General features: G+C 58.0%; 13 protein-coding genes. 4 read left to right on the top strand and 9 right to left on the bottom strand.

Annotated features, from left to right (window positions below):
* Positions 1 to 40 precede the first annotated feature (40 nt).
* The 4 genes from dapB to grpE all read right to left on the bottom strand — a co-directional run bounded on the left by dapB (position 41) and on the right by grpE (position 4,864).
* Complete coding sequence (gene dapB, locus F8N44_RS22525) at positions 41 to 847, bottom strand: 4-hydroxy-tetrahydrodipicolinate reductase (protein WP_038357479.1); 807 nt, start codon at positions 845 to 847, stop codon at positions 41 to 43.
* Between the two features lie 9 nt (positions 848 to 856).
* Positions 857 to 1,981 carry a molecular chaperone DnaJ gene (gene dnaJ, locus F8N44_RS22530; RefSeq protein ID WP_016986506.1) on the bottom strand — a complete coding sequence of 375 codons (1,125 nt, stop codon included), beginning with the start codon at positions 1,979 to 1,981 and terminating at the stop codon, positions 857 to 859.
* Between the two features lie 297 nt (positions 1,982 to 2,278).
* Entirely contained in the window at positions 2,279 to 4,195 is a 1,917-nt protein-coding gene (gene dnaK / locus F8N44_RS22535) for a molecular chaperone DnaK (RefSeq protein WP_150651845.1), read from the bottom strand.
* 102 nt (positions 4,196 to 4,297) lie between these two features.
* Complete coding sequence (gene grpE / locus F8N44_RS22540) at positions 4,298 to 4,864, bottom strand: nucleotide exchange factor GrpE (protein ID WP_007915219.1); 567 nt, start codon at positions 4,862 to 4,864, stop codon at positions 4,298 to 4,300.
* A gap of 240 nt (positions 4,865 to 5,104) precedes the next feature.
* Between grpE and recN the strand changes: the two genes are divergently transcribed.
* Complete coding sequence (recN, locus tag F8N44_RS22545; protein ID WP_150651846.1) at positions 5,105 to 6,778, top strand: DNA repair protein RecN; 1,674 nt, start codon at positions 5,105 to 5,107, stop codon at positions 6,776 to 6,778.
* Positions 6,779 to 6,853: 75 nt separating this feature from the next.
* Here recN and fur read toward each other — a convergent pair whose 3' ends face one another.
* Positions 6,854 to 7,258: a ferric iron uptake transcriptional regulator gene (gene fur, locus F8N44_RS22550; RefSeq protein ID WP_150651847.1), complete on the bottom strand. Its 405-nt coding sequence runs from the start codon at positions 7,256 to 7,258 to the stop codon at positions 6,854 to 6,856.
* Between the two features lie 97 nt (positions 7,259 to 7,355).
* Here fur and F8N44_RS22555 point away from each other — a divergent pair, with 97 nt between their 5' ends.
* A complete protein-coding gene (locus tag F8N44_RS22555; protein ID WP_007915215.1) occupies positions 7,356 to 7,883 on the top strand; it encodes an outer membrane protein assembly factor BamE in 528 nt (175 codons plus the stop codon).
* Positions 7,884 to 7,942: 59 nt separating this feature from the next.
* Here the strand turns inward: F8N44_RS22555 and F8N44_RS22560 are convergent, their stop codons facing one another.
* Genes F8N44_RS22560 through F8N44_RS22570 form a run of 3 tightly spaced genes read right to left on the bottom strand, consistent with a single transcriptional unit; the run spans position 7,943 to position 10,095 of the window.
* Positions 7,943 to 8,257, bottom strand: coding sequence for an RnfH family protein (locus tag F8N44_RS22560; RefSeq protein ID WP_150651848.1), 315 nt, complete (start codon positions 8,255 to 8,257; stop codon positions 7,943 to 7,945).
* Positions 8,250 to 8,684, bottom strand: coding sequence for a type II toxin-antitoxin system RatA family toxin (locus tag F8N44_RS22565; protein ID WP_016986510.1), 435 nt, complete (start codon positions 8,682 to 8,684; stop codon positions 8,250 to 8,252). The genes F8N44_RS22560 and F8N44_RS22565 overlap by 8 nt, the downstream gene beginning before the upstream one ends.
* A 7-nt stretch (positions 8,685 to 8,691) precedes the next feature.
* Positions 8,692 to 10,095, bottom strand: coding sequence for a sodium-dependent transporter (locus F8N44_RS22570; RefSeq protein ID WP_007915211.1), 1,404 nt, complete (start codon positions 10,093 to 10,095; stop codon positions 8,692 to 8,694).
* A gap of 119 nt (positions 10,096 to 10,214) precedes the next feature.
* On the opposite strand from F8N44_RS22570, the gene smpB reads away from it, so the two are divergent.
* Positions 10,215 to 10,697, top strand: coding sequence for an SsrA-binding protein SmpB (gene smpB / locus F8N44_RS22575; RefSeq protein ID WP_008088297.1), 483 nt, complete (start codon positions 10,215 to 10,217; stop codon positions 10,695 to 10,697).
* A 106-nt stretch (positions 10,698 to 10,803) separates the two neighbouring features.
* Here the strand turns inward: smpB and F8N44_RS22580 are convergent, their stop codons facing one another.
* A complete protein-coding gene (locus tag F8N44_RS22580) occupies positions 10,804 to 11,571 on the bottom strand; it encodes an FCD domain-containing protein (RefSeq protein ID WP_007915207.1) in 768 nt (255 codons plus the stop codon).
* Between the two features lie 261 nt (positions 11,572 to 11,832).
* Here F8N44_RS22580 and F8N44_RS22585 point away from each other — a divergent pair, with 261 nt between their 5' ends.
* Positions 11,833 to 13,527, top strand: a complete 1,695-nt coding sequence (locus F8N44_RS22585) for a lactate permease LctP family transporter (RefSeq protein ID WP_150651849.1) — start codon at positions 11,833 to 11,835, stop codon at positions 13,525 to 13,527.
* Positions 13,528 to 13,674: the final 147 nt, after the last annotated feature.

The following is a 13,674-nucleotide window of genomic DNA, read 5'->3' on the forward strand; positions in this document are numbered from 1 at the left end:
CCGGCGTAAACAGGGCATTTGCGCCGGGTTCAGCAATGAATCAACGCAGGTCGAGCACGTCTTGCATGTCGTACAGACCCGGCTCGCGACCGTCCAGCCACAACGCCGCACGCACCGCGCCCTTGGCGAACGTCATGCGACTCGACGCCTTGTGCGTGATCTCCAGACGCTCACCTTCGCAGGCGAACAGCACGGTGTGGTCACCCACCACGTCACCGCCGCGCACGGTGGCGAAACCGATGGTTTCACGCTCGCGAGCACCGGTATGACCTTCGCGACCGTACACCGCGACTTTCTGCAAATCACGATCCAGCGCACTGGCGATCACTTCACCCATGCGCAACGCCGTACCCGACGGCGCATCGATCTTGTGACGGTGATGAGCTTCGATGATTTCGATATCAGCATCATCGCCCAGCACGCGCGCTGCCATATCCAGCAGCTTGAGCGACAGATTGACGCCGACACTGAAGTTGGCCGCGAACACGATCGGAATATCCTTGCCCGCCTCGACCAGCAACTGCTTCTGCGCCGCGTCCAGCCCGGTGGTGCCGATAACCATGGCCTTGCCTGCCTTGCGGCAGAACGCGAGGTTTTTCAGCATCACTTCCGGCAGGGTGAAGTCGATCAATACATCGAACTCTTCAGCCACAGCCTCGATATGCCCGGACAACGGCACGCCAATGCGACCCAGCGAAGCCAGCTCACCGGCATCGACGCCGATCAGCGTGCTGCCAGGACGAACCACGGCAGCGGTCAACCCGGTCAGCGGCGCGCGCTGCTGCACGGCTTCGACCAGAATCTTGCCCATGCGCCCAGCAGCGCCCATCACAGCTATACGTCGCATGCCGACTCCTTACAGATCGCCGAAGAAGCGCTTCACACCGTCGAACCAACCGGTGGTTTTCGGCGAATGGCTATTGTCGTCTGCCAGCGAGCTGCGGAATTCTTCCAGCAGTTCGCGCTGACGACGATTCAGGTTGACCGGAGTCTCGACTGCTACACGGCACATCAAGTCACCCGCACCGCCGCCACGCACCGGCGCTACGCCTTTGCCGCGTACGCGGAACTGCTTGCCGGTCTGAGTACCTTCGGGGATTTTCAGTTTGACGCGACCGTCGAGGGTCGGAATTTCCAGCTCGCCACCCAGCGCCGCATCGACGAAACTGATCGGCACTTCGCAGAATAGATGCTTGCCATCGCGCTGGAAAATATCGTGCTCGCGGACATTGATGACCACGTACAGGTCGCCAGTCGGGCCGCCCTGCGTACCCGCCTCGCCTTCGCCGGACAGACGAATGCGGTCGCCGGTATCGACGCCGGCCGGCACTTTGACCGACAGGGTTTTGTATTCTTCAACGCGACCGTCACCGTGGCAGGAGTCGCACGGATCGGAAATGATCTTGCCCTGGCCATGGCAACGCGGGCAGGTTTGCTGCACCGAGAAGAAGCCCTGCTGCATACGCACCTGACCGATGCCACCGCACGTCGGGCACGTCGATGGCGACGAGCCTTTCTTCGCGCCGGAACCATCGCACGGCTTGCAGTTGACCAGTGTCGGAACGCGGATATTCACCGACGTGCCACGCACCGCTTCTTCCAGATTCAACTCCAGGGTGTAGCGCAAGTCGCTGCCACGCTGGGCACCGCCACGGGAACCGCCGCGACCGCCACCGAAGAAATCACTGAAGACATCACCAAAGATGTCCGAGAAATTCTGACCGCCGAAACCGGCACCGCCGCCACCCATGCTCGGGTCGACACCGGCATGACCGTACTGGTCGTACGCCGCACGCTTGCTCGAGTCGGACAGCACTTCATAGGCCTCGTTGGCCTCTTTGAACATTTCTTCCGACGCTTTGTCATCGGGATTACGGTCCGGGTGATGCTTCATCGCCAGACGACGGTAAGCCTTCTTCAGGTCCGCATCGCTTGAGCCGCGCTCAACACCCAACACTTCGTAATAGTCACGCTTTGCCATAAGTCTTCTGCACTCTTGAGGACGTCCGACAAACCCCTCCTGAGGATCGTCAAACTCGTTGAGCCCCAATACAGGCCCGGACCCAACTCACGTCAATTCAACGATCCTGGTCTTTGTTTCTTGTGGTACTTGCGGCACGGAAAGCAGGAGCATTCCCGGCCATACCAGCAACACACGAGGCTTGTCGCATGCTGTAAAAATTCGCGTATTCCAGATACGCCAACGCGGGAGCTAGCTCCCGCGCGGCGACATCCTACCAGTCACTGCCTAAAGGCAGTCAACCGGCCGACCAACAACTTACTTGTGGTCTTTGACTTCTTCGAACTCTGCATCGACAACGTCGTCCGCCTTGTCAGCCGATTCGCCTTGCGGGGCTGCGCCATCAGCTGGCTGAGCCTGTTCGGCGTACATCTTCTGAGCAACCGGAGCGGAGACTTTCGACAGCTCCTCAACCTTCGCTTCGATAGCAGCCTTGTCGTCGCCTTTGACAGCAGCTTCCAGAGCAACCACAGCAGCTTCGATCGCAGTCTTCTCTTCGGCGGTGACTTTGTCGCCCGCGTCAGCAATCATCTTGCGCGTCGAGTGAACCAGTGCGTCGCCCTGGTTACGGGCAGCGGCCAGCTCTTCGAACTTGCGGTCTTCCTCAGCGTTCGCTTCGGCGTCACGCACCATGCGCTCGATTTCTTCATCGGACAGACCGGAGTTGGCCTTGATCACGATCGACTGAGTCTTGCCGGTTGCCTTGTCTTTCGCACCAACGTGCAGGATGCCGTTAGCGTCGATGTCGAAGGTCACTTCGATCTGCGGCACGCCACGTGGAGCAGGTGGAATGTCGGCCAGGTCGAACTTGCCCAAGGACTTGTTCTGAGTGGCTTGCTTACGCTCGCCCTGCAGCACGTGAATGGTCACAGCGCCCTGGTTGTCGTCGGCAGTCGAGAACACTTGCGATTTCTTGGTAGGAATCGTGGTGTTTTTCTCGATCAGCGCGGTCATCACGCCACCCATGGTTTCGATACCCAGAGTCAGCGGGCTGACGTCGAGCAGCAGAACGTCTTTCACATCACCGGCCAGAACAGCACCCTGAATCGCAGCACCCATGGCAACAGCTTCGTCCGGGTTAACGTCTTTGCGTGCTTCTTTACCGAAGAAATCGGTAACCAGCTTCTGCACCAGCGGCATACGGGTCTGACCACCGACCAGAATCACGTCGTTGATCGCGCCAACGTCCAGACCAGCGTCTTTCATGGCGATGCGGCAAGGTTCGATGGTGCGCTGAACCAGGTCTTCAACCAGTGCTTCGAGCTTGGCACGCGAGATCTTCACGTTCAGGTGCTTAGGACCGGTCGCGTCTGCAGTGATGTACGGCAGGTTGACGTCGGTCGACTGAGCGGACGACAGCTCGATCTTGGCTTTCTCAGCGGCTTCTTTCAGGCGCTGCATGGCCAGCGGATCACCTTTGAGGTTCATGCCGCTTTCTTTCTTGAATTCGTCAACGAGGTAGTCGATCAGACGAATGTCGAAGTCTTCACCGCCGAGGAACGTGTCACCGTTGGTGGCCAGTACTTCGAACTGGTGCTCGCCATCAACTTCAGCGATCTCGATCACGGAAACGTCGAAAGTACCGCCACCCAGGTCATAAACGATCACGGTGTGATCGCCCTTGGCCTTGTCCATACCGTAAGCCAGAGCAGCTGCGGTTGGTTCGTTGATGATACGTTTTACGTCCAGACCGGCGATGCGGCCGGCGTCTTTGGTCGCCTGACGCTGGCTGTCGTTGAAGTAGGCCGGAACGGTGATCACGGCTTCGGTCACGGTCTCGCCGAGGTAGTCTTCGGCGGTCTTCTTCATCTTTTTGAGGATTTCAGCCGAGATTTGTGGCGGTGCCATTTTCTGGCCGTTCACTTCTACCCAGGCGTCGTTGTTCTCAGCCTTGACGATCTTGTAAGGGACCATCTGGATGTCTTTCTGCACAACTTCTTCGTCGAAACGACGACCGATCAGACGCTTTACCGCGTACAGAGTGTTGTGCGGGTTGGTCACAGCCTGACGCTTGGCCGACTGACCTACCAGGATTTCGCCATCGTTGGCGTATGCGATGATCGACGGCGTGGTACGCGCGCCTTCAGCGTTTTCGATAACTTTTGCTTTGCCGTTTTCCAGCACGGAGACGCAGGAGTTGGTAGTCCCCAGGTCGATACCGATAATTTTGCCCATGTTAACTCTCCCGAAACTTTGGATTTTGTTGCCGCAGCAGTGGTGGCTAACTGCGGTAATACTTAAACGCTTGACTTCTAAATGGGGGCCTTGCGGCTAATTTCAAGCCTTCTCGTCAATCGAAGGCGAAATTGGCGCAGGCGCCTTGCTGACCACAACCATGGCCGGGCGCAACAGGCGACCGTTGAGCTGGTAGCCCTTCTGGAACACCTTCAAAACGCTGTTCGGTTCTACGTCGGCGCTTTCTTGCATGGCCATCGCCTGATGCTGAACGGCGTTGAACGGCTCACCATGCGGGTCGATCGCTTCCAGCTGATAACGCTTGAGGGTGTCGTGGAACATTTTCAGCGTCAGCTCGATGCCTTCGCGCATCGGACGGATGCTTTCGTCGTCCGGGTTCGACAGCTCGAGGCCGCGCTCCAGGCTGTCGACGATCGGCAACAGGTCACCGGCGAATTTTTCCAGGGCAAACTTGTGCGCCTTCTCGACGTCCTGCTCGGCACGGCGACGGACGTTCTGCAGATCGGCAGCAACACGCAGAGACTGATCCTGCGCGGCGGCCAATTGCTCTTCGAGCACTTGTACACGGGTCGCCAGGTCATCACCCGAACCTTCGGGCGCCTGATTGGCTTCTGGGTTTTGCGTATCTACTGTCTGTTCGTCAGCCATAGAATTCTCCTTTCAATTTCGTCCGCGAGCCTGACTCGCGCTTCTGTCCCGATATATGGGGCCGCAAAATCAGGCTTCAAGGGCCTTCAACCATTAACCCTACAAAAAAGTGCCACATTCTCATTCCTGAATGCGCTAAGCAGTTTTTACGTTCAAGCGAATCGAGCTAAGGCAGGGCATTGTCAGCCCGAAACAAAACACTGTATAAATAACCAGACCTAAAGCCTGGGAGCGGCCTTTATGCTGGTGCACCTGTCCGTACATAACTACGCCATCGTTGAACATCTCGATCTCGAACTCGATCGCGGGATGAGCGTGATCACAGGGGAAACCGGCGCCGGCAAGTCGATCATGCTCGACGCGCTGGGCCTGACACTGGGTGATCGCGCCGACAGCGGCGTGGTGCGTCCCGGTGCCGATAAGGCCGACATCCTCGCGACCTTCGATCTGGCGGACATCCCTGAAGCCAGCGTTTGGCTGGCCGAGCGCGATCTGGAGACCGATGGGCCGTGCATCTTGCGTCGAGTGATTACCAGCGAAGGTCGTTCGCGCGGCTATATCAATGGCACACCCTGCCCGCTTGGCGATCTGAAAGCACTCGGCGAACTGCTGATTGATATCCACAGCCAGCATGAACACCAGTCCCTGCTGAAAACCGATACCCATCGTCGGTTGCTGGACGAGTATGCCGGCGCCACTGATCTGGCCCGTCAGGTGCAGCTCGCCGCGCAGCGCTGGCGCCAGACTCGTCAGGAACTGGAGCGACTCTCCAATTCCGGTGACGAGCAACGCGCCCGCCACCAATTGCTCAGCTACCAGTTGGAAGAACTGGAAAACCTCGGTCTCGGCGAGAACGAACTTGAGCAACTGGAGCAGGAACACAAAAACCTGACCAACGCCGAGACGCTGCTTGGCATTTGTCGGCAAGTGGTCGAGCAATGCAGCGAAAGCGATTCCGGCAATGTGCTGAACGCACTGACCGCCAGCCTCAATCGCCTGTCGAGCGTGAATAACTCCGTCGGCGCACTGGGCGAAGCCAGCAGCCTGCTGACCAGCGCGCAGATTCAGGTCGAAGAAGCCGTCGGCGAACTCAACCGCTTCCTCGACAACTTCGATGCCGATCCGGCGCGCCTGCAATATCTGGAAGAGCGTCTCGACGCGATTTACACGCTGGCGCGCAAACATAGGATTCAGCCGACCGAGGTCGGGGAAATGCAGCAGAAGCTGCTGGATGAGATCGAAACCCTCAACGCCAACGACGAATCCATCGAGCGCTTGGGAGAAGAGCTGGCTTCCTACGCCCGCCACTATCAAGAGAAGGCGCGGGAACTGAGCGATTTGCGTCATCAGGCTGCCGGCAGTCTCGCCAGTGCAGTTGAACAGGAAATTCAGCGTCTGGGCATGCCCGGAGGTCGATTCACCATTGAATTAAAGGCCAATAGCAGCGACGAATTGCTGCCCAACGGGCTGGAACAGGTCGAATTGCTGGTCAGCGCCAACCCGGGTCAGCCGCTTAAAGCGCTGGCAAAAGTAGCCTCTGGTGGTGAGTTGTCACGGATCAGCCTGGCTATTCAGGTCATCACCGCACAGACATCTCGCGTACCGACGCTGGTGTTCGACGAAGTGGACGTGGGTATTGGTGGCCCGACGGCGGAAATTGTCGGCCAACTGCTGCGTCGCCTCGGCGATCGCGGTCAGGTACTGACCGTGACGCACTTGCCTCAGGTGGCAGCGCAGGGTCATCAGCATCTGTTCGTGCACAAGGTGCGTGGCGAACAGGCGACGCACACCGCCGTCTCCAAACTGAGCAAGAACGACCGCATAGAAGAAGTGGCGCGGATGCTCGGCGGCATCGATCTGACCAAGGAATCCCTGGCCCACGCGAAAAAAATGGTTGTGACCGCCAAGGTTTGACAACGACAGAAAGCACGAAGGCGACCCTTGGGTCGCCTTCGTTCGTTTCGCGAATATGAAATTCGCGCGACATGCTTACTTTTTCTTGCGGATGTACAGCACCAGGTTGTGATCCACCAACTCGACACCGTGCTCTTCGGCAATTGCCTTCTGGAGCTTTTCGATTTCCAGGCTGACGAATTCGACAACCTCACCGGTTTCCACGTTAACCATGTGGTCGTGGTGACCACTGTCGGCCAACTCGAAAACCGCGTGGCCACCGTCGAAGTTGTGACGGACCACGAGGCCAGCTGCTTCGAACTGGGTCAGAACACGGTAAACCGTGGCCAGACCGACGTCCTCACCAGCTTCCATCAACGCCTTGTAGACGTCCTCGGCACTCATGTGGCGCTGCTCGGTGGAGTCGAGCATTTGCAGGATCTTGACCCGTGGCAGGGTCACTTTAAGGCCGGCTTTGCGTAGTTCGCTATTTTCAACCATGGTCAGCTTTCTCGCGATGCTGCTTCGCAGCTTCTCTTAATGCGGGTATGATCGGCGTTTACGTTGTCCCAGCCAAGATAGTGGAAGTCGCCCACCGATGCAAAACACCAAGCTCTTGCTAACCAGTTTCACCTTTGTGGGACTGCTCGCACTCGCCGGTTGTTCATTCCCCGGGGTTTACAAAATCGACATCCAGCAGGGCAATGTCGTCACGCAGGACATGATAGACCAGTTACGCCCGGGAATGACCCGGCCGCAAGTACGGTTTATCATGGGTAACCCTCTGCTTGTCGACACGTTCCATGCCGATCGCTGGGATTATCTGTACAGCCTGCAACCGGGTGGCGGTGAACGCCAACAGGAACGCATCAGCGTTATTTTCAACTCAAACGACCAGCTTGTCAGCCTGTCCGGTGACTTTATGCCGGGCGTAAGCCGTGACGAAGCCATTCTCGGCAAGGACAGTGGCACCACCGTGACCGCTCCTGCTGAAAACGCCGAGAAGCCAACACCGGAAAAACCGGTGAAGCCAGGTTCCTTGCTGGATCAGATCCAGAAGGACGTCGATGGTGTAGAAACCGTTCCGGTTCCGACACCAGAGCCGCTGGACACCTCGCCGCAATAATTGGCGAGACAATAAAAAACCCGGAAACTCCGGGTTTTTTATTGTCTGCGATTTGGTTTTTACGCGTTTTGGGCCTTGGCTTCGGCAGCCTTGGCCGCACGCAGACGCCGTACCTCTTTGGGATCGGCAAGCAATGGACGGTAAATCTCGATGCGCTCCCCTGCCTGAATCAGCCGCGAATCCGGGTCAGTAACCACTTTGCCAAAAATGCCCAATGGACATTCCGCCAGATTCAGCTCAGGAAACTCGCGACCGATACCCGACGCAAGCACCGCAGCCCGCACCGTTGCGCCGTCATTTATGCTAACCGAGCGCAAAACCTGACGATCCACGGCCGCGTACACCACCTCTATCTCGATCACCGGCTCAACCATGCATCTGCTTGGCGCGCTGGCAGAACGCGTCCACCAGCGTATTAGCGGCCTGATTGAACAGCGGCCCCAACGTGGCACGCACCAGCGGCCCGGCGTAATCGAACGACAGATCCAGACTGATCTTGCAGGCCTTCTCGTTCAACACCTTGAACACCCAGACACCGTGCAACTGATTGAACGGCCCCTCTTCAAGGTTCATCTCGATCGACTGCCCCGGCACCAGCGTATTGCGCGTCACAAAATGCTGACTGAGACCGCCCTTGGCCACCCCCACACTGGCGCGCATGTGCTCCGGCGAACTTTCCAGCACTTCCGCAGAGGAGCACCACGGCAGAAATTCCGGGTAGCGCGCCACGTCGTTGACCAGGTCGTAGAGAAATTGCGCCGGGTACGGCAGCAATGCCGATCGTTGAATATGTGTCGTCATGTGAGCGTTACTTCCAGAGCTGAGCGGCAAACACTACAAGAATGCCGATGGGCGCCACGTAGCGCATCAAGAACAAAGACAGGGCGAACAGTGCCGGGTTGCGGATCGACAACTCGTCGCGTACCGCTTCACGCCCCATCACCCATCCGGCAAACAGCACGAAACACAGGCCACCGAGCGGCAACATGATCCGCGAGGTGAAGAAATCGATCACGCCAAAGAAGTCCAGACCGCTCTGCGCACCCCATTGGTAGAGATGGAACATCCCGCCTTCGTTCACGAAAAATTTGGCTTCCTTCCAGATATTGAAGGAGAACACTGTGCCCAGACCGACGAACCAGCAGATGAACGCCAGCCAGAAAGTCACCCACGCGCGACTGACTTTCGTGCGCTCAACCAGATAGGCAACCATCGGCTCCAGAAGGGAGATCGCCGAACTCCAGGCCGCAATCGCCACCAGCACAAAGAACACCACGCCCATCAACTGACCGAAAGCCACATTACCAAAGGCAAATGGCAGGCTGACGAACATCAGCCCAGGACCTTCGCTAGGATTCAGACCTCCGGCAAACACGATCGGGAACAGAGCAAGACCGGCGACCAGCGAAACAAAGGTATCAAGCAGTGCCACGCCGACAACCGTGCCAGACAAAGACGAACTCTTCGGCATGTAAGCGCCGTAGATCATGATCGAGCCGACACCGACGCTCAGTGAAAAGAACGCGTGGCCCATCGCTGGCAACAGACCGTCGAGGACTTTTTCCGGGTGGAAGTCGAACATGAAATGCACGCCTTCCATGAAATGCCCGGTGGTCATGCTGTAACCCAGCAATACCAGGATCATCACGAACAGCAGCGGCATCATGATGCGCAAGCTGCGCTCAAGTCCGGCGACCACGCCTTTGGCGATGACGAAGGCCGACAGCAGCATAAAAATCGTATGCCAAAGTGTCAGGCGCCATGGATTGGAGATGACATTGCCGAAATAAGCGCCGACCTGATCGGCCGTCGCGCCCTGAAAGTCACCGCGGCCCATATCGACGATGTAGTCCAGCGACCAGCCGCCGACCACACTATAAAAAGACAGGATCAACAATGCCGTGATCATCCCGGCAAATGCGCCCCACGACCACTTGCCCGAGTGCCCGGCTTCCAGCGCCAGCACCTTCAAGGCGTTCGCCGGACTTTGCCGGGCGCGCCGGCCGATCAGGGTTTCCGCGAGCATGACCGGGATGCCGATCAGTGCGATACACGCCAGAAACATCAGTACAAACGCACCGCCGCCGTAAACCCCGACCATGTAGGGGAACTTCCAGATACTACCCAGTCCCACGGCCGAACCGGTCGCGGCGAGTATGAATACCCAGCGGCTAGCCCAACTGCCGTGGACAGAAACCTTGTCTGTCGACATCGTTTATCACGCCCAAGCGTTAGAAAAAGAGGCCGCATTGTCCGGGATTCACTCAACCTGCTCAAGCACGCAGCATCACCGTAGCCGACAGCCGTTTATCTCCATATAATGCCGCCCCTATGGCTAAACAGAAGAAACACCCAACAGGGACCATCGCGCAGAACAAAAAGGCGCGACACGATTACTTCATCGAGCACAAGTTCGAGGCTGGTCTGGTCCTGGCCGGCTGGGAAGTAAAAAGTCTGCGGGCAAGCAAGCTACAGCTGGTCGACAGCTATGTCCTGCTCAAGGATGGCGAAGCGTGGTTGCTCGGCAGCCACATCACGCCTCTGATGACCGCAAGCACCCACGTCATCGCCGACCCGGTGCGCACACGCAAATTGCTGCTCAACCGCCGCGAGCTGGAAAAGCTTGCCGCGATGGTGCAGCAAAAGGGTTACGCCTGCGTCTGCCTGTCCTGGTACTGGAGCAAGCACATGGTCAAGTGCGAGATCGCTCTGGGCAAGGGCAAGAAGGAATACGACAAGCGTGACACCGAGCGTGAACGCGATGCCGGTCGTGAACTGCAGCGTGCGGTGCGCAACAAGGGCAAGGAAGACTAGTCTCCCCCCCTTGAAAGTAAAGATCGCAGCCTTCGGCAGCTCCTACACTGGGATCCGCATTTCCCTGTAGGAGCTGCCGCAGGCTGCGATCTTTTGCTTTAAAAAATCACATCCCCTTGCGCCGCTCCGCCCGAGCCATGCGCTGAACCTCTTGCCGCACCTCTTCCAGCACTTCCTGCACATACAAAATGTGTCGGCTGGAAACCTCACGTGCCTGCTCTGCACGACCTTCAATAATCGCCAGATACAATTCCCGATGCTGGGTAATCAGCATGTCGCGGGTTTCCGTGCGCTGCTTGTACATGCCGCCGATGTTGGTGACGACGTTACGTTTGAGCAGATCGAATAACCCGCGAATGGTGTGCAGCAACACCGCGTTATGACTGGCTTCAGCAATCGCCAGATGGAATTTCGCATCCGCAGCGCCCTCCTCCGCCCGGCTCACTTCATCGTGACGCGAATAGCAGTCCTGCAGTTCTTCGAACGCTGCGGTCAACCGCTCGCGATCGACATCAGTCGCGCGCAATGCTGCGTAGTAGGCGCACGATGCCTCCAGAGTGTGCCGAAATTCCAGTAAATCGCGTTGCGCCTCAGGATTGCTTTCAAGCAGCTGCAGCAACGGATCACTGAACGTCGAGCCCAGACTCTCCACCACATAGTTGCCGCCACCCTGGCGACTGACCAGCAGCCCTTTCGCCGCCAGTTTCTGAATAGCCTCACGCAGCGACGGCCGTGATACGCCAAATTGTTCGGCCAGCGTGCGCTCCGCCGGCAGCCGCTCACCGGACTTCAGCGTGCCCTCAAGGATCATCCCCTCGAGTCGCTCGACAATATCGTCAGACAAACGGCGCTGCCGAATCTGATCAAACCCCATAACTCATTTCTCCACGATCCCGACCGCTCGCCGGGCTCTCTATTCTGGCCTATCGGCGCCTTGCCGACACCTACCAGACACCACTTGCCGAAACCGGATCAGATGCGATCTGCACCGCTTGTTCGACAAAAGTTCTAGGGCGGCAAATTGACACACCGACATCAAGGCTTTTACCCTAGCCAACAGCGATTGTAAATTGGTCTTACCAATTATCCAAAACGCTGACAGTGCCTGACCAACAACAATTAGGGGCCACCCCATATGCAAACCTGGCAACAGCTCTACAGCCCGCTCGGCAGTCTCGGCGTGTCCGCACTCGCGGCCGTCATCCCCATCGTTTTCTTCTTTCTCGCGCTGGCGGTGTTCCGCCTCAAAGGCCATGTGGCCGGGAGCATCACCCTCGCGCTGTCGATTGCCGTGGCGATCTTCGCGTTCCAGATGCCGGTCGATATGGCCTTCGCCGCCGCCGGGTATGGCTTCGCCTACGGCCTGTGGCCGATTGCCTGGATCATTGTCGCGGCGGTATTCCTCTACAAACTGACGGTGAAAAGTGGTCAGTTCGAGGTCATCCGCAGTTCGGTGTTATCGATTACTGACGACCAGCGCCTGCAAGTGCTGCTGATCGGTTTCTGCTTCGGTGCATTTCTGGAAGGTGCCGCCGGTTTTGGTGCGCCGGTGGCGATTACTGCCGCACTTCTTGTTGGACTGGGCTTCAACCCGCTATACGCCGCCGGCCTGTGCCTGATCGCCAACACCGCACCGGTTGCGTTTGGCGCATTGGGGATTCCGATCATTGTTGCCGGTCAAGTCACCGGCATCGACGCGTTCAAGATCGGCGCCATGACCGGTCGCCAACTGCCACTGCTGTCGCTGTTCGTGCCGTTCTGGCTGGTGTTCATGATGGACGGCCTGCGCGGTGTGCGTGAAACCTGGCCAGCTGCACTGGTCGCGGGCCTGAGCTTCGCCGTCACCCAATACTTCACCTCAAACTTCATTGGCCCAGAGCTTCCAGACATCACTTCGGCGCTAGCCAGCCTGATTTCCCTGACCCTGTTCCTGAAAGTCTGGCAACCAAAACGCGCTGCCGGCCAACACATCGCCGGCGCCGTTTCCGCGTCGGTGGTGACTGCCAGCGTCGGCGGTTTCGGCCAGAAGCGCACTACCGTGGTGTCGCCTTACAGCCTCGGGGAAATTTTCAAGGCGTGGTCGCCATTCCTGATCCTCACCGTGCTGGTGACCATCTGGACGCTGAAGCCTTTCAAAGCGATGTTTGCCGCTGGCGGTTCGATGTACAGCTGGGTGTTCAACTTCGCGATTCCGCACCTTGATCAACTGGTGATCAAAACCGCACCGATCGTGGCTGCTCCAACAGCAATCCCTGCGGTGTTCAAACTCGACCCGATTTCCGCGACCGGCACGGCGATTTTCTTCTCCGCGCTGATTTCGATGCTGGTACTGAAGATCAATTTCAAAACTGGTCTGACCACTTTGAAAGAGACCTTCTACGAACTGCGCTGGCCAATCCTGTCGATCGGCATGGTGCTGGCCTTCGCCTTCGTCACCAACTACTCCGGCATGTCTTCGACCATGGCCCTGGTATTGGCCGGAACCGGCGCGGCATTCCCGTTCTTCTCGCCGTTCCTCGGCTGGCTCGGCGTGTTTCTCACCGGTTCGGATACTTCGTCCAACGCTCTGTTCAGTTCGCTACAGGCGACCACCGCGCACCAGATCGGCGTCAACGACACCCTGCTGGTGGCGGCGAACACCAGCGGCGGCGTGACCGGCAAGATGATCTCGCCACAATCGATCGCCGTGGCCTGCGCCGCGACCGGGCTGGTGGGCAAGGAATCGGATCTGTTCCGCTTCACCCTCAAGCACAGCCTATTCTTTGCAACAATTGTCGGTTTGATCACGCTGGCTCAGGCCTACTGGTTCACCGGCATGCTGGTCCACTAAACCTACAAGAAGCATGGAAAAAACCGACGCCGGTTCGTGATGCCGGCGTCAGCAATTCACAACCCGGTCTGTAAGGCTGCTGAAAGCAACGCTCTTTATATTCAGCAGCCGCCACAGACGGATAACCGGGCCCACCCGGAGACACGC

This window comes from Pseudomonas fluorescens (assembly GCF_902497745.1).
GTDB classification, from domain to species: Bacteria; Pseudomonadota; Gammaproteobacteria; order Pseudomonadales; family Pseudomonadaceae; genus Aquipseudomonas; species Aquipseudomonas fluorescens_BM.